This window comes from Streptomyces phaeolivaceus, assembly GCF_009184865.1.
GTDB classification, from domain to species: Bacteria; Actinomycetota; Actinomycetes; order Streptomycetales; family Streptomycetaceae; genus Streptomyces; species Streptomyces phaeolivaceus.
The window spans coordinates 2394774-2414541 of the sequence record NZ_CP045096.1 but is presented as its reverse complement, the minus strand read 5'-3'; the positions used below and the strand labels follow the sequence as shown (position 1 = coordinate 2414541).

Genomic DNA, 19768 nt, shown 5'->3' with positions numbered 1-19768 from the left:
ACGGCTCGCGGCAGGGGCGCCCGGTGCAACGCCGGGCGCCCCTGCCGTCGTTCACGCGGCGGCGTCCAACGGCTCCTCCAGGAACGTCGGGCGGGCGTCCAGGTCCGTCAGCACCGCGTGGGCGGCCCGGCGGGCCGAGTGCAGGGCGCCCTGGACGGTGCTGGTGTCCCGGTGGTCGCCGCAGACGTACAGACCGGCCAGCAGCCGTACCGGGCGGCGCAGATCGTGCGGCGCGGGCATCGCGGGGACCGCCTCCGGCACGTGGTACGCGGCGAGGAGTTCCCAGCGGGTGGTGGACGTCCGGTAGAGCCGGGCCAGTTGGGCGCGGACCGTGGCATCGAGGTGCGCGGGGGCCGGGGGAGTGCCGAGGACCGTGGAGGTGATCAGGGCGCGGCCCGCCGGTGCCCGGCTCGGGTCGACCTGGCTGATCACCGCCGTGTGCGAGACGGGCCCGCTGCGGTCGGCGTCAAGGAGCAGCGCCGGTTCGCCCAACGGGGGCTCGTCCGTGGCGTGGTGCAGCACCGTCACCGGATGGAACCCCGGCACCCGCAGTCCCGGCAGCAGCCCGGCGGCCGAGCGGGCGTCCGTGGCCAGCACCACCGCACGGCAGCCGAGCACCCCGTGGTGCGCCGTCGTCACCGAGGTCGTGCTGATCCCGGTGACCTCGACCCCCGTACGCACCGAGCCCGGCGGCAGCGCCGCCGCCAGCAGCTCCGGAAGCGTGTCCGCGCCGCCCTCGGTGACACACAGCCGACCCGTCGCGAACGTGTGCAGGGCGAGGTCGGCGCACCGGCTGGAGGTCCCCAGCGCCGGGTCCGCCAACAGCGCGGCCAGCAGGGGGCGTACGAAACCGTCGATCGTCCGGGGCGGGAAACCCCGGGTCGCCAGCGCCTGGGAGGCCGGGACCTCCGCCCGGGTGAGCAGCCGCTCGGGGGCCGTCGCGGCGAGCCGGGCCAGGGCCATGGCCAGCCGCGACTGGTCGGCGGGAGCGCCCAGCCGGCCGGGCCGGGTGCCCGTGGAACGGACCTGTGGACGGCCCTGGTTGCGGGGGAGCCTGGGGGCGCTTGCGAGGGCGCGTGCGGCCGTGAGTGCGCCCCTCGCGCTCCGCAGGACGGGGGTGGCGCCGGCCCGCTGATGACGGCCGTCGGCGTGCAGCAGGACGCCCGGGGCGAACGGCCGCAGGGGCAGCGTGTCCAGGCCCGGGGTGCGGCGCAGTTCCGGGTACGAGGTGGAGAGCAACTGCGCCGTCCGGTCCAGCCGGAAGCCGTCGATCTTCTCGGTGGACATACGGCCGCCGACGGCGGGGGCGGCCTCCAGGACGGTGGTCCGCAGACCCGCCCTGGTCAGATGTCCGGCCGCAGCGAGGCCGGCGACGCCGGCTCCTACGACGATGACGTCCACGTCGTCCGTGTCCGCCTGGTACGCCGACTGGTGCACCGACTCAAGCACGTGCCCCTCCCGAGGTCGCGCGGCTGCGGGGACGTTATGCCCCCAACACCCATCTGAAATACCTGAGTTCGGCACGAGAATGAAGGTGGGCGGCGATGTGGGGGAAGGAGCGTGTGACCTCGCACGGAGGCATGGGGTGGGTGCGTGTGCGCCGGGCGTTCGGGGTGGTGCGGGTTCGTTCGCGACCGCGGGCCCGGTGGGGGCTGGTCGCGCGGTTCCCCGCGCCCCTGAAAAAGCGGGCTGCGCCCTGCTTTTTCGGCCCGAAAGGGCCGTAGGCCCTCAAGGGGCGCGGGGAACCGCGCGAGAAAGCCCCCACCGGGCCCGCACCCGACGACGCACCCCACCACCCCCTACCTCCCCGCCGCCACCCGAATCGCGTCGTCGATCTCCGGGTACCGGAACGTGAACCCCGACTCCAGCAACCGCGTCGGGACGGCCCGTGTGCTGCCCAGGACGTCCCCGGCGACGCCGCCGAGCGCGAGCCGGAGCGCGGGCGCGGGCACCGTGAACAGGGTGGGCCGGCGCAGCACACGACCCATCGCCGCCGTGATCTCGCGATTGGTGAGCGGGGCCGGCGCCGTCAGATTGAACGGCCCGGACAGGGCCGGTGTGAACAGCAGATGCCGCAGCGCGGCGACCTCGTCGTGCAGCGAGATGAAGCTCCAGTACTGGCGGCCGTTCCCCATCCGCCCGCCCAACCCGGCCTTGAACAGCGGGAACAGCGGCCCCCACGCACCACCGCCCCGGGCCACCACCAGCCCCGTACGGGCGAACGCCGTCCGGATCCCGGCCTCCCGCGCGGCCCCGGCCGCCCCCTCCCACTCCACGCACAGCGAGGACAGGAACTCCGAGCCCGGCCCCGCCGACTCGTCCACCACCCGGTCGCCCGTGAAGCCGTAGAAGCCGATCGCGCTGCCGTTGACGAAGACGTTCGGCGGGGTGTCGAGGGCGGCGGCGGCCTCGGCGAGCGTCCGGGTGCCGAGGACACGGCTGTCGCGGATCGTCGCCTTGTACGCGTCCGTCCAGCGCCGGGACGCCACCCCCGCGCCCGCGAGGTTGACGACGGCCGCGCACCCCGCGAGCCCCGCCACGTCGACCTGACCCGCCTCCGGGTCCCAGCGCACCTCGCCCCGCGCCCGGGGCGCCCGCCGCACGAGCCGGAGCACCTCGTGGCCGTCGTCGGTGAGGGAGCGTGCCAACGCCGAACCGATCAGGCCGGACGCACCGGCGATCGCGATACGGGAACCGGGCGGAACGGGCGATTCAACGGTCATGCCCCCATCCTGCCCCGCCCCCGCCGGAACGGCGGCCCCCGGGGGCGGCGACCGGCCGGCCACCGCCGCCCCCGCCCGCCGTGCCCCCGCCGTACAGTGGCCGCCATGCCCGTTCCGCACATACGCGTCGCGACCTCGGACGACGAGGACACGCTCGCCCGCCTCGACCGCGACACCTGGTCCACGCTGCACTCCGTCCAGGAACGCCCCCGACAGCCCTACGAGCCCTTCTTCAACGAGCGCGTCGGCGCCGAGGACCACCTCGTCGCCGAACGCGACGGCACCGTCGTCGGCTACGTCCGGATCGTCCGCCCCACGGGGCTCGCCTGCCACACACACGTCCGGCAGATCCAGGGCCTCGCCGTCGCCGGCACGGCGCGCGGGGCGGGCGTCGCACGGGCGCTGCTGCGCGCCGCACAGGACGAGTCGCGCCGGCGCGGCGCCCGCCGCCTCACCCTGCGCGTCCTCGGCCACAACACCCCCGCCAGGAAGCTCTACGAGTCCGAGGGCTTCGTGGTCGAGGGCGTCCTGTCCGAGGAGTTCCTGCTCGACGGGCGGTACGTGGACGACGTGCTGATGGGCTGCCGGCTCTGACCTGAGCACCAGGTCACGGGGTCACGAGGTGACCAGGTCGCCCGTGTCCACCGGCGCCGTCGCGATCGCCGCCCGCTCCGCGTCCGGGACGACCTCGTCCACGGTCAGGACGTAACCCGTCTCCGCGTCCGACGTGGAGCGCGCGAAGACGACGCCGAACACCCGGCCGTCGGTGGTGAGGAGGGGGCCGCCGGAGTTGCCGGGGCGGACGGTGGAGCGGATCGAGTAGATGTCGCGGGTGACCGAATCCGTGTTGTAGATGTTCCGGCCGGTCGCGTCGATCCGGCTGGCGACCGTGGCCGCCTGGAGGTCCAGGCCGCCGTCCTCGGGATAACCGGCCACCACCGCCGCGTCACCGCGCTCGGCGCTGTCGTCGAACCGCAGCAGCGGTGCCTTCAGCCCCGGGACGTAGAGGACCGCCACGTCCTTGTCCGGGTCGAAGAGCACGACCTTCGCCTCGTACGCCTCTCCCACACCGCCCACCCGCACGCTCGGGTCGTCGATGCCCGCCACCACATGGGCGTTGGTCATCACATGCTCGGTCGCGTACACGAAACCGCTGCCCTCGCGGCCCTGGGTGCCCGCGACGCCCTCGATCTTCACCGTGCTGCGCTTGGCGGCACCGGTCGCGGCGGCGGTGACACTGTCCCCGGAGGGTTTGGCGACCTCGGCCGTCGCCTCGTTCTCGAACGGGTTGAAGACCTGCGGGAACCCCGCCTCGGTGAGTGCGGAGGTGGCGTCGGAGAACCAGGCCGGGGTGGTGTCCGGCATGGTGTTCTGCACGGCGCCGAGCAGCGCGGAGTCACGGATCGAGTTGGTCACCACCGGGGACGAGGACGCCCCGAGGACGCTCGCCGCCACCCACGCCACGATCAGCACCGCGACCGTGTTGGCCGCCGCCCCGCCGACGCCGTCGGCCACCCGCAGCGGGCTGCGGTCGATCTCCCGGCGCAGCCGCAGCGCCAGCCGGCCCGCCAGCTCGTGCCCGATCACCCCCGGCACCAGCACCGTCAGCACGGCCGTGACCGTGGCCGCCGGGGTGCCCGCCTCGACCAGCTCCATCATCCAGGGCAGCACCCAGACGCCTATCGCCGCGCCGCCCACGAAACCGGCGAGGGACACACATCCCGCTACCAGCCCGCGACGGTAACCCGACGCCGCGTAGGCCAGGATCACCAGCATCAGCAGGATGTCGAGCACGTCCACTCCAGCCGCCTCTCCTCAGGGACCCTGTAGTACGCGCGGGGCGGGCGCAGTGATCAGCTTCGTCCGCCGCGCGCCCCGTGGACCCGCGTGAACCGGCCACCACCGCGCCACCTCCGCCCTGAATCGTAAAAACGTCCCGGACCACGGGGTTGGTTCCTTCCGCTTCCACCGGGTGGCCCACTCCACATCGCGGCCGGCGCGCATCCGGGTGACTCTGGGGCCATGCGTGTGTTCCGGATGTCACGGGGGGCGCGAATACGGCGGCTGCCGCGGGTGCGGCGCCGCCGTGTACGGCCCCCGCGCGCCCCGGACCCGGTCCGGCGGGGTCCGCGCCGGGCCCACGACCGCCTGCGCCGGGCCCGGGACCGTATACGCGCGGCCCGGGGGCGGCTGGACCTGCCCCGGCCCGTGCTCCTGCTGCTGGCCTGTCTGCCCGGACTGGCGGCCGTCCTCGCGCTGGTGCTGTGCGCGGTCGGCGTGGACCGCACCGGGGACGGCGCGGGCAACTCCGTCGCGGCCCGGCCCGCGCTGCCGCACCAGGCGCCCCGGCCGCCCATCGTCCCCAGGGACCGCTGGCTGGAGCTGGAGAAGGACCCGCCCAGCCAGCCGCCCGCCCGCTACGACGACGAGGTCGCCGCCGTCTTCGTCCACCACACGGACTCGCCCAACGGCTACGAATGCGCCGAGGCGCCCCGCATCATCCGCCACCTGTACGCCGGCCAGACCGGCGCCAAGGACTGGGACGACATCGGCTACAACTTCCTCGTCGACCGCTGCGGCACCATCTACGAGGGCCGCGCGGGCGGCGTCGACCGTGCCGTCACCGGCGCCCACACCCAGGGCTTCAACCACCGCACCACCGGTATCGCGGCCCTCGGCACCTTCACCGCCGGTGTCCCCGTCCCGCAGGTCATGACCGACGCGATCGCCGCCCTCGCCGCCTGGAAACTCGGCCTCACCGACACCGACCCCCGCGGCAGCGTCCGGCTCACCTCCAGCAACAGCCTCAGCCGCTACGCCTCCGGCACCACCGCCCTGCTGCCCACCCTCGCGGGCCACAGCGACGGCTTCATGACCAGCTGCCCCGGCGCGGCCCTCGCCGAACGCCTGCCCGCGATCAGGGAACTGGCGGCCCGTCTCCAGGGCCGGAGTTGAGACGGATCCCCTGAGCGTCGTCGAGACAGATCTCATGAGCTTCACAGACAGCGCGCCGGGCGCTCACAGACTTCTCCAAGATCGCCGCCCTACCTTCGTAGTCGTCAAGCCGACCGGAGGTGGGGAGAACGATGAACAGCCGTACGAAGAACACGTCCCGTGACCCGAAGAGGTCCTGGTCCTCGGCCCTGCGGAGCCCCTGGACGGTGGCCTGCGCGACCGCCGTCGTCGTCCTCGGCCCCTCCGCCGTCACCGCGTCCGCGCTGGACCGCGCCAACTCCGCGCCCCTGCACGGAGCCTCGGCCCCCGAACACCCGGCCCCGGGCCGGGAACGACCCCGCCACGCCCAGCCGTACACCACCGAGCAGTACGCGTACCTGCCGCGCACGCCGAGCCGCGGGCTCAGGGCCTGACGCCGTCCCGCCTTCGGGTCAGCCCTGGCCCCGGAAACGCTCCCAGAGCTTCGGGCACCGCTCCGCGAGCGCGGACTCGTCCTCGAAGTCGAGCGGGGTGCCCTCGGGTTCGGCGGGCGCGGGCGGGATACCGAGATCCGGGGCGACCACACCGGTGAGCTGCTCGTACGCCTCGTCGGCGGCGTACCCCAGCTCCTCGCCGTCCCCGTCGATCTCCTCGTCGAAGTCGTCCAGCAGATCGGCGAGCGCGTCGGGGTCGTGCACGGCCCCCTCGAACACCTCCCGGCCCTGGCCGATCAGCCAGCACCGGAAGAAGTCGAACGCGTCGTCACTGGCACCGTCCAGCAGCACCCAGGCGGCGCCCCAAAGGTCCCAGGTGTAGGCGCGGTTGTAGCGGGACTCGAAGTGCCGCGCGAAGTCCAGCACCGCCTCCGGGTCCAGTCGGCCGAGCCGTTCCACGAGCAGGTCGGCCTGGTCCTCCGGATCGCCCTCGGCGTCCTCGCGGGCCTCGTCCACCAGCTCCCAGAACTCCGTCTCGTCCATCACTGGTCCAGCATCGTGCCTGGGCGGGCCGTACGCACGCGGAGGACGGCGGATTGTTGTGCGGGTCATGTGGCGTACAGCCCGGCGAGCCGGCGCGCGTCGTCCGCGAAGCGCTCCCGCAGGCTGCCCGGGGCCAGCACCTCGGCTTCCGGCCCCAGCGCCGTGAGCTGGGTGTGCGCGACCTCCTCCGACTCGACGCGGAGCGTGACGGTCGTCCGGCCACGGGCGTCGGAGGCCTCCGACGCCGCCAGCGCGTCCCGCGCCGACACGGGATCCACCACGTACGGCAGCCTCCGCACGCCCTCGGCCGAGAGCCGTACGACGACCTCTGCGTGCAGGATCGACCGGGCGAACCGCTCCGCCTGCTCGTCCCAGTAGGCCGGCAGATCGAATTCCTCGTCGCGGGTGAAGCGGTCGCCACCGGTGTCGACGGTGAGGAAACGGTCGATGCGGTAGGTGCGATACGCGTCATGTGTGCGATGCGTGAGATGTGTGCGATGCGTGCGACTCGGGCCGTGGGTCTGCTCCGGGACGTGGGCGCACAGATACCAGACACCGGCCTTGAGGACGAGACCGTACGGCTCCAACTCCCTCTCGACCTCGGTGTCCCCTCTGCCGTACCTCGCCACGATCCGGCGGTCGTCCCAGACGGCGTCCGCCACGGCGGGCAGCAGCTCGGGGGTCTTCGGTTCCTTGAACCAGCTCGGGGCGTCCAGGTGGAAACGCTGGGAGGCCGTACGGGAGGCGTCGCGGAGGGAGGGGAGCAGGGCGGCCGAGACCTTCAGCCGGGCGGCGGAGGCGGCGTCCTCCAGACCCATGTCCCGCAGGGCCCCCGGTACGCCGCTGAGGAACAGGGCCTCGGCCTCGCCGCGGGCCAGCCCCGTCAGGCGTGTCCGATAGCCGCCGATCAGCCGGTAGCCGCCGGCCCGGCCCCGGTCCGCGTACACCGGGACGCCGGCCTCCGACAGCGCCTGCGCGTCCCGGGTGACGGTGCGCTCGGAGACCTCCAGTTCACGGGCGAGTTCGGCGGCGGTCATGGAGGGGCGGGACTGGAGAAGCAGCACCATTTTGATCAGCCGGGCAGCACGCATGCGGCCATGATGCCGGGCGGGGGTGACAGTGCGGGGTGCGTTGTCGGGCGCGGGTGCGTGGGGCTTCTCGCGCGGTTCCCCGCGCCCCTCAAGGGCCTACGACCCGTTCGGGCCGAAAAAGCAGGGCGCAGCCCGCTTTTTCAGGGGCGCGGGGAACTGCGCGAGAAGCCCCACGCACCCGCACCCGCCGACGACCCGCGCCCCCGAGCCATGAGGCGCCCTCGCCCCCTACAGCCCGTACCGCTCCCGCGCTTCCTTCACCGCCGTCGCCTTGACCTCACCACGCCGGGCAAGCTGCGCGAGCGCCGCGACGACCACGGACTGCGCGTCGACCCCGAAGTGACGACGCGCGGCCTCACGGGTGTCGGAGAGGCCGAAACCGTCCGCACCCAGCGAGGAGTAGTCCTGCTCCACCCACTGCGCGATCTGGTCCGGCACCTGCCGCATGTAGTCGGAGACCGCCAGCACCGGCCCCTCCGCACCCTGGAGCGCCTGCCGGACGTACGGCACCCGCTCCTCGCCGCGCAGCAGCGCCGCGTCCGCGTCCAGCGCGTCCCGCCGCAGTTCGCTCCAGGAGGTCGCCGACCAGACATCGGCCGCCACCCCCCACTCCTCCGCGAGCAGCTTCTGCGCCTCCAGGGCCCAGTGGATCGCCGTACCGGAGCCGAGCAGCTGCACGCGCGGCGCGTTCGCCACCGGGGACAGGCCCGCCGACTCGGCCGTGTTGAAGCGGTACAGGCCCTTGACGATGCCCTCGTCCACCCCGGCCACGCCCGGCTTCGCGGGCTGCGGCAGCGGCTCGTTGTACACGGTCAGGTAGTAGAAGACGTTCGGGTCCTCGCCGGGCGCGGCCTCGCCGTACATACGGCGCAGACCGTCCTTCACGATCACCGCGACCTCGTACGCGAACGCCGGGTCGTACGTCAGCGCCGCCGGGTTCGTCGCCGCGATCACCGGAGAGTGGCCGTCGGCGTGCTGCAGGCCCTCGCCCGTCAGCGTCGTACGGCCGGCCGTGGCGCCGACGAGGAAGCCGCGGCCGAGCTGGTCGCCGAGCTGCCACATCTGGTCGGCGGTCCGCTGCCAGCCGAACATCGAGTAGAAGATGTAGAACGGGATCATCGCCTCGCCGTGCGTCGCGTACGACGTCGAGGCGGCGATGAAGTCGGCCATGGAACCGGCCTCGGTGATCCCCTCGTTGAGGATCTGCCCGTCCTTGGCCTCCTTGTAGTACATCAGCTGGTCACGGTCGACCGGCTCGTACGTCTGGCCCTTGGGGGAGTAGATCCCGAGGGACGGGAAGAGGCTCTCCATGCCGAAGGTGCGGGCCTCGTCGGGGACGATCGGCACCCAGCGGCGGCCGGTCTGCTTGTCGCGGACCAGGTCCTTGACCAGGCGGACGAAGGCCATGGTCGTCGCCACGTTCTGGGAGCCGGAGCCCTTGTCGAAGGAGGCGAAGGTCTTGTCGGCGGCGGCCGGGAGGGGCGCCAGCGCGTGCGTACGGCGGGCCGGGGCGGGACCGCCGAGGGCGGCGCGGCGCTCCTGGAGGTAGCGGACCTCGGCGGAGTCGGCGCCCGGGTGGCCGTAGGGCACCACCCCGTCGACGAAGTCGCTGTCCTTGATGGGGAGTTCGAGCAGATCACGCATCTGCTTGAACTCGTCCGTCGACAGCTTCTTCATCTGGTGGTTGGCGTTCTTCGACGCGAAGCCCTCGCCGAGGGTGAAGCCCTTGACGGTCTGCGCCAGGATGACGGTCGGCGCGCCCTTGAACTCGACGGCGGCCTTGTACGCGGCGTACACCTTGCGCGCCTCGTGACCACCGCGCGAGAGGTGGAAACACTCCAGGATCTTGTCGTCGCTCAGCAGCTTCGCCAGCTCGACGAGCGCCGGGTCCTTGCCGAAGAAGTCCTGGCGGATGTAGGCGGCGTCCCGGGTCTGGTACGTCTGCACCTGCGCGTCCGGCACCTCGCGGAGGCGGCGGACCAGCGCGCCCGTGGTGTCGAGCTGGAACAGCTCGTCCCAGGCGGAGCCCCACAGCGACTTGACCACGTTCCAGCCGGCGCCCCGGAACTGGGCCTCCAGCTCCTGCACGATCTTGAAGTTCGCGCGGACCGGGCCGTCGAGGCGCTGGAGGTTGCAGTTGATGACGAAGGTGAGGTTGTCGAGACCCTCACGGGAGGCCAGGGCGAGTGCCGCCGTGGACTCCGGCTCGTCCATCTCGCCGTCGCCGAGGAACGCCCAGACGTGCGAGTTCGAGACGTCCTTGATGCCGCGGCTGGTGAGATAGCGGTTGAAGCGCGCCTGGTAGATGGCGGAGAGGGGGCCGAGGCCCATGCTCACCGTCGGGAACTCCCACAGCCAGGGAAGGCGGCGCGGGTGCGGGTACGACGGGAGGCCGTCGCCGGCGGACTCGCGGCGGAAGTTGTCGAGGTGCGACTCGTTCAGGCGGCCGTCGAGGAAGGCGCGGGCGTAGATACCGGGGGAGGCGTGGCCCTGGATGTAGAGCTGGTCGCCCGAGCCGTCGGCCTCTTTGCCTTTGAAGAAGTGGTTGAAGCCGGTCTCGTAGAGCCAGGCCGCGGAGGCGAAGGTGGCGATGTGGCCGCCGACGCCGTACTTGGAGCCACGGGTCACCATCGCGGCGGCGTTCCAGCGGTTCCACGCGGTGATACGGCGCTCCAGCGCCTCGTCACCGGGGACGGCCGGCTCGGCGGCGGTGGGGATGGTGTTGACGTAGTCCGTCTCGAGCAGCTTGGGCAGCGCGATGCCGTTGCCCTCCGCACGCTCCAGGGTGCGGCGCATCAGGTACGCCGCGCGGTGCGGCCCGGCCGCCTTGGTGACGGCGTCCAGCGAGGCCTGCCATTCGGCGGTCTCCTCCGGATCACGGTCGGGGAGCTGGTCGAGCGCGCTCGGCTGGATGGCGTTGGGGTCGGTCATTGCGCCGCCTCCTCAGTCGAAGGGGGTTCCCTCATCTGTAAGGGTTCGGGGGTGCCCTTGGTCTTTGGCAGGACAGGGCGGGGACCTCGGTGGAGGTCCGTCGGCGACTGTAACCCGCTGATCGATGATCGATCAAAGGGTTGCGGGCAAAATATCTTGATCACGAGAAAGTCGGCACGGGGTGCCTTCTGCGACGACACCGGGTGCCTTGGTGAGCCCGGGTTTCTGCAGGTGGGGCGGCGTTTGAGCGGGGATGCGCTCAAGGGGGGCGGTTGGGGTGCGTGGGCGGGTGCGGGTCCGTCGTGGTTGCTCGCGCAGTTCCCCGCGCCCCTCAAGAGCATGGGGTGAGCCCGGGTGACCAAGGGGCGCGGGGAACCGCGCGACCAGCCCCCACTCACCCGCGGTCGAAGAACTACGCAGGCTCGTCGTCCGTGTGCGGGGCGCAGCCCAACACGTGGGACTTGACCAGGTCGGCGATCCGCGGGTCGCGGCGGCGGAAGGCCGCGACCAGCTCCTCGTGCTCCTCGGCGTACGACTGCTGGACCGTACCCAGCCAGCGGATCGACAGCGCCGTGAAGACCTCGATGCCGAGCCCCTCCCATGTGTGCAGCAGCACCGAGTTCCCCGCCGCCCGCACCAGCTCGCGGTGGAACGCCACCGTGTGCCGCACCTGGGACGTACCGTCCGCGTTGCGGTCCGCCTCGTACAGCGCGGCCACATGCGGCTCCAGCGCCGAGCAGTCCTCCGCCAGCCGCTCCGCCGCCAGCTCCGCCGCGATCGCCTCTAGCCCGGCCCGCACCGGGTAGCTCTCCTCCAGATCGGCGGCGGTCAGATTCCGCACCCGTACGCCCTTGTTCGGCGCGGATTCGATCAACCGCAGCGACTCCAGCTCACGCAACGCCTCCCGCACGGGAGTCTGGCTGACCTCCAGCTCGGTCGCGATCCGCCGCTCCACGATCCGCTCACCCGGCTTCCACCGCCCGCTCACGATCCCCTCCACGATGTGCTCGCGGATCTGTTCGCGCAGCGAGTGGACGACGGGCGCGGTGGTCATGCGGGCTCCTTCGGCGGGGGACCGGCGCGGGGACGGGCCCCAAGGGCGTTGACCTCTAGACAATAAAGCCGTGGCCCTCCGGTGGAGAGGCGCATGGGGGCGCTTTGGCGCAGGTGAGACGAGACTTACACGCTCCCCTGGGGGGCCGGTTTGTAAAGACCCGTACCGGCCAGGCTCGGGGGCCCGTCCGGAACCCGCCGTGAACGCGGCGGTGCCCCGCCCGGAGAACTCCGGACGGGGCACCGCCGTACCGCTTGTACCCAGGGGGCTACAGGCCGAGCTCGACCTCGAACTCGCCCGCCTCCAGGATCGCCTTGACGGCCGTCAGGTAACGGGCCGCGTCGGCGCCGTCGACCAGACGGTGGTCGTAGGAGAGGGTCAGGTACGTCATGTCGCGGACGCCGATGACCGTGCCCTCCTCCGTCTCGATCACGGCGGGGCGCTTGACCGTGGCGCCGATGCCGAGGATCGCGACCTGGTTCGGCGGCACGATGATCGTGTCGAAGAGCGCGCCGCGCGAACCGGTGTTGGAGATGGTGAAGGTCGCACCGGACAGCTCGTCCGGCGTGATCTTGTTCGCCCGGACCTTGCCCGCCAGATCGGCGGTGGCCTTGGCGATACCGGCGATGTTGAGGTCGCCGGCGCCCTTGATGACCGGGGTCATCAGGCCCTTCTCGGAGTCCACCGCGATACCGATGTTCTCGGCGTCGAAGTAGGTGATCGTGCCCTCGGCCTCGTTGATCCGGGCGTTGATCGGCGCGTGCGCCTTCAGCGCCTGGGCCGCGGCCTTGACGAAGAACGGCATCGGGGAGAGCTTGACGCCCTCACGGGCCGCGAAGGAGTCCTTGGCCCGCGCGCGCAGCCGCATCAGCCGCGTGACGTCGACCTCGACGACCGAGGACAGCTGCGCCTGCTCGTGCAGCGCCTTGACCATGTTGTCGCCGATGACCTTGCGGATGCGCGGCATCTTGACGGTCTGGCCACGGAGGGGAGAGGCCTCCAGGGTCGGCGCCTTCTTGGCCGCGGGGGCGGCCGGGGCGGCGGCCGGAGCCGGCGCGGCGGCAGCCGCCTTCGCGGCCTCGGCGGCGGCGATGACGTCCTGCTTGCGGATACGGCCACCGACGCCGGTGCCCTTGACGGAGCCCAGGTCGACACCGTTCTCGGCGGCGAGCTTGCGCACCAGCGGGGTGACGTAGGCACCCTCGTCGGTCGCCTGGGCGGCGGCGGACGCGGCGGCCGGAGCCGGGGTGACCGGGGCGGGCGCGGCGGCCGGAGCCGCCGGGGCGGCGGCGGCGGGCGCGGGCGCCGGAGCGGCGGGAGCCACCGGCGCGGGCGCCGGGGCCGGAGCCGCGGGGGCGGCCGGGGCGGGCGCGGGGGCCGGCGGGGCCGGGGCGGCGGCGGCGGGCGCCGGAGCCGGGGCGGCCGGAGCCGGGGCAGCGGCCGGAGCGGCACCCGGGGCACCGATGACGGCCAGCTTGGCGCCGACCTCGGCGGTCTCGTCCTCGGCGACCGTGATCTCCAGGAGCACACCGGAGGTGGGCGCCGGGATCTCGGTGTCGACCTTGTCCGTGGAGACCTCGAGGAGCGGCTCGTCGGCCTCGACGGAGTCGCCGACCTCCTTCAGCCAGCGGGTGACGGTGCCCTCGGTGACGGACTCGCCGAGCGCCGGGAGGACCACGTCGGTGCCCTCGGCGGAGCCGCCGCCGGTGGCCGCCTCGGCGGTCGGGGCCGGCGCGGGGGCGGCCTGCTCGGTGGAGGGCGCGGCCGGGGCGGGCTCGGCGGCCGGAGCCGGAGCCTCCTCGGCGGCGGGGGCCGGGGCGGCGGCGGGCGCGCCCGAGCCGTCGTCGATCAGGGCCAGCTCGGCGCCGACCTCGACCGTCTCGTCCTCGGCGACCTTGATGGACGCCAGGATGCCGGCGACCGGGGAGGGGATCTCGGTGTCGACCTTGTCGGTCGACACTTCGAGCAGCGGCTCGTCGGCCTCTACGCGCTCACCCTCGGCCTTCAGCCAGCGGGTGACAGTGCCCTCGGTGACGCTCTCGCCGAGCGCCGGAAGGGTTACGGAAACCGCCATGGTTTCTGTTGCTCCTTAACGATTGCGGAAGTCTGGATCGTCGCTTCGTCGACCGAGGGGTCAGTCGTGCGAGTGCAGCGGCTTGCCCGCGAGGGCCAGGTGGGCCTCGCCGAGCGCCTCGTTCTGCGTCGGGTGGGCGTGGATGAGCTGGGCGACCTCGGCGGGGAGGGCTTCCCAGTTGTAGATCAGCTGGGCCTCGCCCACCTGCTCGCCCATGCGGTCGCCGACCATGTGGACGCCGACCACGGCACCGTCCTTGACCTGGACGAGCTTGATCTCGCCCGAGGTGTTCAGGATCTTGCTCTTGCCGTTGCCCGCGAGGTTGTACTTCAGAGCGACGACCTTGTCCGCGCCGTAGATCTCCTTGGCCTTGGCCTCGGTGATGCCCACGGAGGCGACCTCCGGGTGGCAGTACGTCACCCGCGGGACACCGTCGTAGTCGATCGGCACGGCCTTGAGGCCGGCCAGACGCTCCGCCACCAGGATGCCCTCGGCGAAGCCGACGTGCGCGAGCTGGAGCGTCGGGACCAGGTCACCGACGGCGGAGACGGTCGGAACGTTGGTGCGCATGTACTCGTCGACCAGGACGTAGCCGCGGTCGATCGCGACGCCCTGCTCCTCGTAGCCGAGACCGGCGGAGACGGGCCCGCGGCCGACGGCCACCAGCAGCACCTCGGCCTCGAACTCCTTGCCGTCGGCGAGGGTGACCTTGACACCGTCCTGGGTGTACTCGGCCTTCGAGAAGAAGGTGCCCAGGTTGAACTTGATGCCGCGCTTGCGGAACGCGCGCTCAAGAAGCTTGGAGGAGTTCTCGTCCTCGACGGGGACGAGGTGCTTCAGGCCCTCGATGACCGTGACGTCCGTCCCGAAGGACTTCCAGGCGGAGGCGAACTCGACGCCGATGACACCGCCGCCGAGGACGATCGCGGACTTCGGCACGCGGTCCAGGACGAGGGCGTGGTCCGAGGAGATGATCCGGTTGCCGTCGATCTCCAGGCCCGGCAGCGACTTCGGCACGGAGCCGGTCGCCAGCAGGACGTGACGGCCCTGGACACGCTGGCCGTTGACGTCGACGGAGGTGGGGGAGGAGAGACGGCCCTCACCCTCGATGTAGGTGACCTTGCGGGAGGCGATGAGCCCCTGGAGCCCCTTGTACAGGCCCGAGATCACGCCGTCCTTGTACTTGTGCACGGCGGGCACGTCGATGCCCTCGAAGGTGGCCTTCACACCGAACTGCTCGCTCTCGCGGGCCTGGTCGGCGATCTCGCCCGCGTGCAGCAGGGCCTTCGTGGGAATGCATCCCCGGTGCAGGCAGGTGCCGCCGACCTTGTCCTTCTCGATCAGGGCGACGTCCAGGCCCAGCTGCGCCCCGCGCAGGGCCGCGGCGTAACCACCGCTACCACCGCCGAGGATCACTAGGTCGAAAACGGTGCTGGCGTCGTTCGCCACGTCACGTCCTCCATGCATGTGCGCCGTACGCCGGTCGTCCATGACCGCGCGGCGGCTGGGTCCGGCCGCTCTTCTTCGGCCCTGTGGTGGGGGCCCTGTCCTGCCGAGCCCCATCTTCGCACTTGTCGGGAGGGAACGAGACGCCGGGCCGGGGTGTGAGACACCACACGCTCGGATGTGACGCCGCGCTTCGTGACGCGGCCCGAGGACAGCCGACCCAGGGGCGCGGGGAACCGCGCGACCGGCCACAGCCGGCCCGCAGTCGCCCACGCTCCTCGGGCGTCGAGCTCCTGGGCGAACATCAGCCCAGGCCGCCGCATGTCACCCCAGGTCGCCGGAGGCCGCCCGCTCGGCCAGCCGCACCAGCGTCCGCACCGCCGTCCCGGTGCCCCCCTTGGGCGTGTACCCGAAGGGCCCGCCCTCGTTGAACGCCGGCCCCGCGATGTCCAGGTGCGCCCAGGTGATCCCCTCGCCCACGAACTCCTTCAGGAAGAGCCCGGCGACGAGCCCGCCGCCGTAGCGCTCGCCCATGTTCGCGATGTCGGCGGTCGGGGAGTCCATGCCCTTGCGCAGGTGGTCCGGCAGCGGCATCGGCCACGCCGGCTCGCCCGACTCCTCCGCCGCCTCGTGCACGGCGGAGCGGAACGCGTCGTCGTTGGCCATGATCCCGAACGTCCGGTTGCCCAGCGCCAGCATCATCGCGCCGGTCAGCGTCGCCACGTCGACGATCGCGTCCGGCTTGTCCTCGGAGGCCTTGGCGAGCGCGTCGGCGAGGACGAGCCGGCCCTCCGCGTCGGTGTTCAGCACCTCGACGGTCTTGCCGCTGTACATGCGCAGCACGTCACCCGGGCGGGTGGCGGAGCCGGACGGCATGTTCTCGGCGAGGGCGAGCCAGCCCGTGACGTTGACCTCAAGGCCGAGGCGCGCGGCGGCGACGACCGCGGCGAACACGGCGGCGGCACCGCTCATGTCGCACTTCATCGTCTCGTTGTGCCCGGCGGGCTTCAGCGAGATACCGCCCGAGTCGTAGGTGATGCCCTTGCCGACGAACGCCAGGTGCTTCTTCGCCTTGGAGTGGGTGTACGACAGCTGCACCAGCCGGGGCGTGGCCGCGGAGCCCGCGCCGACGCCGAGGATGCCGCCGTAGCCGCCCTTGGCGAGCGCCTTCTCGTCGAGCACGGTCACCTTGATGCCGTGTTCCTTGCCCGCGGTCTGCGCGACGGCGGCGAAGGCCTCCGGGTCGAGGTCGTTCGGCGGGGTGTTGATGAGGTCGCGGGCGCGGTTCAGCTCCTCGGTCACCGCGATCGCGCGCTCGGCGGCGGCCTTGTGGGCCTTGTCGCGGGGCTTCGCGCCGAGCAGGGTGACCTCGGCGAGCGGCGCCTTGCCGTTCTTCGCCTTCGCGGCGTTGTTCGCGGGCGCCAGCTCCTTGTAGACGTCGAAGGAGTACGCGCCGAGCAGCGCGCCCTCGGCGACGGCGGCCACGGCGTCGGCGGCCTGGACGGGCAGCGTGAACGCGGCCTTCTTCGTCCCGGACAGGGCGCGGGCAGCGGCACCGGCCGCGCGGCGCAGCGCCTCCGTGCCGAACGAGCCGTCCTTCTCGGGCACCGCGCCCAGGCCCACCGCCACCACGAGCGGCGCCTTGAAGCCGGACGGCGCGGGCAGCTTCGTCACCTCGCCCTCCGCGCCCGAGGCGCCGAGAGTCGTGAGGACGTCGGCCAGCTTGCCGTCGTACGCCTTGTCCACGGCCTCGGCACCCGGCGCTACGACCGGTGCCTTGGCGCCCTTCGCGACACCGACCACGATCGCGTCGACCCGGAGGCCCGGCGCGGCGGCGGTGCTGAGAGTGAGAGCAGTCACGGTGGTGAAATCTCGCTTCCGATTGAGTTTCGGTGGCCGAACGGATGGGTCGACGTGCCGGGAACGAGCCTAGGCCCTTGTTCGGCCCATCGGACCTGGGGCGTCGGCCGGTTGCGTTCCCGCCGTCCGCACGCGGTCCGCACGGCGTCCGCTGCGACCAGCCTCCCCGACTTTCCGCTCCGGCCGTGCAGGGAGATCCCCATGTCTCAGGCATAGGGGGATCCCTTATGGCCGGGCGGGGGGTGGCGCCTTCCGTGGCGCTATGCGCGTAGCTCCACGGGTCTCCGCGCGTAGCGTGCGCGCTGGATTTCGCTCACTCCTGCGGGCGTTCACCCCTATGTGGCTTCATGGTCATTTTCGTGCCTCGTATGCCCTGGCCTGGGACACACTCGTCCCGCCGGTGAGTGATCAACTCATCGGTCCTCATCATTTCCACGGATTCCCCCCGGCATGCGCTCGGTCCGGCCGCAGGGGGATCTTTTCTCGGGGAGGGGCGAACATGACGCACAGCGTGCCCGGATGGAGAAGCGCCGCCGCGTTCGTGGCGAGCGCGAGCCTGCTGGCGGCGGGCGTGGGCATACCCGAAGCGTCGGCCGCCGCCGCACCGCGCGTCGATCTGCGGGTCCTGCTGCTGGACAACGGCGACAGCCCCGTCCGGGCCATCGCCGAGGAACTGCGGAACACCGGCGTCCCGTACACCCGCGTGGACCTCGACGACGCGAACCGCCCGACCGTGAACGCCGCCTTTCTCAGCGACACGGTCGGCGGCACCCCGCGCGCCAGGTACCAGGGCGTGGTCCTGCCCAACGAGGCCCCGTTCGGCGCCGGTTCGGCCGAGCAGACCGCCCTGGAGACGTACGAGCGGACGTACGGCATCCCGCAGGTCGACGCCTACACCTGGGCGCACCCCGGGGTCGGCCTCGACTACACCAGCGAGGGCGGCTGGGCGGGCTCCCTGGACGGCCGCGAGGCCACGGTGACCGCCGCCGGGAAGGCGAGCCGCTTCGGCTATCTGGACGGGCGGTTCACCTTCGAGGACAACTCCCCTTCCGCGCAGGAGAGTTACGGCTTCGTCGCCCGGCCCCGCGCCGGCTACACCAGCTATGTCGACCTCCCGGTGCCCGGCGGCAGCGGCCGGGGCAGCCTGGTCGGCGAGTACGCCCACGACGGGCGCCGCGAACTGGTCGTCACCTTCGCCTACAACCAGCACCAGCGGCAGTTCCGGGTGCTGGCCCGGGGCATCGTCGAATGGCTGACGGACGGGGTGCACCTCGGGCGGAGCCGCAACTACTTCGCCGTCCACGTCGACGACGTCCTCGCGCCCGACAGCCGCTGGGACACCGAGCGGAACTGCACCCCCGGCAGCTTCAACTGCGGTGACGGGCAAGGCACCGGGACCGAGCCGATCCGGATGACCGCCGCCGACGCCGAGTACGCCAAGCAGTGGCAGCGGTCCAGCGGCTTCACCCTCGACATGGTCTACAACGGGGGCAGCGGCGAGGAGTGGAAGGCGGCGAACGGCGACGCGGACGCCCTCGCCGACCGGCTGCTCGCCGACCGGGCCGCGTACCGCTGGATCAACCACACCTACACCCACCAGTACCTCGGCTGCGTCCAGGACACCTCGACCGTCCCGTGGAGCTGCGCGAAGAACGCGAACGGCACCACCCGCTATCTCAGTCGCGCCGAGATCGCCAAGCAGATCCGCGACAACCACGACTGGGCCGTCGCACGCGGCCTCGCGGTACAGCGCGACGAGTTGGTGACGGGCGAGCACTCGGGGCTGCGGACGCTGCCGCAGCAGCCGGACGACAACCCGAACCTCGCGGGCGCCCTCTCCGACAACGGTGTCAGATGGATCGCCTCCGACAACTCCCGTGAGCCCGCCCAGCGTGCGGTGGGCGCCGCGCTGACCGTGCCCCGGCACCCGATGAACGTCTACTACAACGTGGGCACCGCCGCCGAGATGGTCGACGAGTACAACTGGGTCTACACCTCGGCGGCCGACGGCGGCAGCGGGATCTGCGAGAACAACGCGACCTCCACCTGTCTGGCCGCCCCGCTGGACCCGGCCACGGGGTACGCGACGCACATCGTCCCGCAGGAGGTGCGTACCGCCCTGCTGCACGTGGTCGGCAACGACCCCCGGCCGCACTACGCCCACCAGTCCAACCTGTCCGAGGAGCGCCTCCTCTACCCGGTCCTGGACCAGGTGCTCGCCGACTACCGGGACCTCTTCACCTCCGACACCCCGCTGGAGAGCCCCCGGCAGAACGCGGTCGGCACCGAGTTGAAGCGCCGGGCCGCCTGGCAGACCGCCGTCGCGAACGGCACGGTCACGGCGTACCGGATCGGCACGACGGTGACGGTGACGGCACCCAAGGGGCTGGAGATCCCGCTGACGGCCCCGAAGGGAACAGTCCAGCAACTCCCGCTCGGCACCACCACGTTCGGCACCCCGTACGCGGGAGCCCGCTCGTCCTGGACGACGCCCGCACCACTCCGGTCGGCCGTGAAGCTCAAGCTCCAGTAGAGCGCGCCCCGAAAAGGGGCGCGGGGCTGTATTGGATATGCGGCTCCGCCGCGGGGCGCGACCGGCCCCGACGCACCCGCAGTCGGGGTCCGGTCGGCAGTTCCCCGCACATCATCCGAACAAGAACAACAGGGGGGCGGCGCAG

Annotated in this window: 14 protein-coding genes; 4 read left to right on the top strand and 10 right to left on the bottom strand. The window is 72.3% G+C overall.

Annotation, left to right across the window (positions count from 1 at the left end):
• Nucleotides 1–51: 51 nt before the first annotated feature.
• Nucleotides 52–1449 (bottom strand): NAD(P)/FAD-dependent oxidoreductase, encoded by a 1398-nt coding sequence (locus tag F9278_RS11315; protein WP_152168211.1) that lies wholly within the window; start codon nucleotides 1447–1449, stop codon nucleotides 52–54.
• A gap of 350 nt (nucleotides 1450–1799) precedes the next feature.
• Entirely contained in the window at nucleotides 1800–2723 is a 924-nt protein-coding gene (locus F9278_RS11310) for a TIGR01777 family oxidoreductase (protein WP_152168210.1), read from the bottom strand.
• Between the two features lie 105 nt (nucleotides 2724–2828).
• Here F9278_RS11310 and F9278_RS11305 point away from each other — a divergent pair, with 105 nt between their 5' ends.
• A complete protein-coding gene (locus tag F9278_RS11305; RefSeq protein WP_193241439.1) occupies nucleotides 2829–3317 on the top strand; it encodes a GNAT family N-acetyltransferase in 489 nt (162 codons plus the stop codon).
• Nucleotides 3318–3338: 21 nt separating this feature from the next.
• Here the strand turns inward: F9278_RS11305 and F9278_RS11300 are convergent, their stop codons facing one another.
• Complete coding sequence (locus F9278_RS11300; protein ID WP_152168208.1) at nucleotides 3339–4523, bottom strand: MarP family serine protease; 1185 nt, start codon at nucleotides 4521–4523, stop codon at nucleotides 3339–3341.
• 414 nt (nucleotides 4524–4937) lie between these two features.
• On the opposite strand from F9278_RS11300, the gene F9278_RS11295 reads away from it, so the two are divergent.
• On the top strand, nucleotides 4938–5678 hold the full coding sequence (locus F9278_RS11295) for a peptidoglycan recognition protein family protein (protein WP_193241984.1): 741 nt from the start codon (nucleotides 4938–4940) through the stop codon (nucleotides 5676–5678).
• A 131-nt stretch (nucleotides 5679–5809) separates the two neighbouring features.
• Nucleotides 5810–6091 (top strand): hypothetical protein, encoded by a 282-nt coding sequence (locus tag F9278_RS11290; RefSeq protein ID WP_152168207.1) that lies wholly within the window; start codon nucleotides 5810–5812, stop codon nucleotides 6089–6091.
• Between the two features lie 18 nt (nucleotides 6092–6109).
• Here the strand turns inward: F9278_RS11290 and F9278_RS11285 are convergent, their stop codons facing one another.
• The 7 genes from F9278_RS11285 to F9278_RS11255 form a co-directional block, all read right to left on the bottom strand.
• Nucleotides 6110–6637 (bottom strand): DUF4240 domain-containing protein, encoded by a 528-nt coding sequence (locus tag F9278_RS11285; RefSeq protein WP_193241438.1) that lies wholly within the window; start codon nucleotides 6635–6637, stop codon nucleotides 6110–6112.
• A 62-nt stretch (nucleotides 6638–6699) separates the two neighbouring features.
• Nucleotides 6700–7725, bottom strand: a complete 1026-nt coding sequence (locus tag F9278_RS11280) for a helix-turn-helix transcriptional regulator (RefSeq protein WP_152168206.1) — start codon at nucleotides 7723–7725, stop codon at nucleotides 6700–6702.
• Between the two features lie 228 nt (nucleotides 7726–7953).
• The gene (gene aceE / locus F9278_RS11275; protein WP_152168205.1) at nucleotides 7954–10656 is read right to left on the bottom strand and encodes a pyruvate dehydrogenase (acetyl-transferring), homodimeric type; all 2703 of its coding nucleotides are present in this window, start codon (nucleotides 10654–10656) and stop codon (nucleotides 7954–7956) included.
• 412 nt (nucleotides 10657–11068) lie between these two features.
• Nucleotides 11069–11710, bottom strand: coding sequence for a GntR family transcriptional regulator (locus tag F9278_RS11270; RefSeq protein WP_005478380.1), 642 nt, complete (start codon nucleotides 11708–11710; stop codon nucleotides 11069–11071).
• A 268-nt stretch (nucleotides 11711–11978) separates the two neighbouring features.
• Nucleotides 11979–13784 (bottom strand): 2-oxoglutarate dehydrogenase, E2 component, dihydrolipoamide succinyltransferase, encoded by a 1806-nt coding sequence (gene sucB / locus F9278_RS11265; protein WP_152168204.1) that lies wholly within the window; start codon nucleotides 13782–13784, stop codon nucleotides 11979–11981.
• Between the two features lie 60 nt (nucleotides 13785–13844).
• Nucleotides 13845–15233, bottom strand: a complete 1389-nt coding sequence (gene lpdA, locus F9278_RS11260) for a dihydrolipoyl dehydrogenase (protein WP_152168203.1) — start codon at nucleotides 15231–15233, stop codon at nucleotides 13845–13847.
• Between the two features lie 321 nt (nucleotides 15234–15554).
• On the bottom strand, nucleotides 15555–17090 hold the full coding sequence (locus F9278_RS11255) for a leucyl aminopeptidase (protein ID WP_152168202.1): 1536 nt from the start codon (nucleotides 17088–17090) through the stop codon (nucleotides 15555–15557).
• Nucleotides 17091–17589: 499 nt separating this feature from the next.
• On the opposite strand from F9278_RS11255, the gene F9278_RS11250 reads away from it, so the two are divergent.
• Complete coding sequence (locus F9278_RS11250; RefSeq protein ID WP_226966693.1) at nucleotides 17590–19623, top strand: hypothetical protein; 2034 nt, start codon at nucleotides 17590–17592, stop codon at nucleotides 19621–19623.
• Nucleotides 19624–19768: the final 145 nt, after the last annotated feature.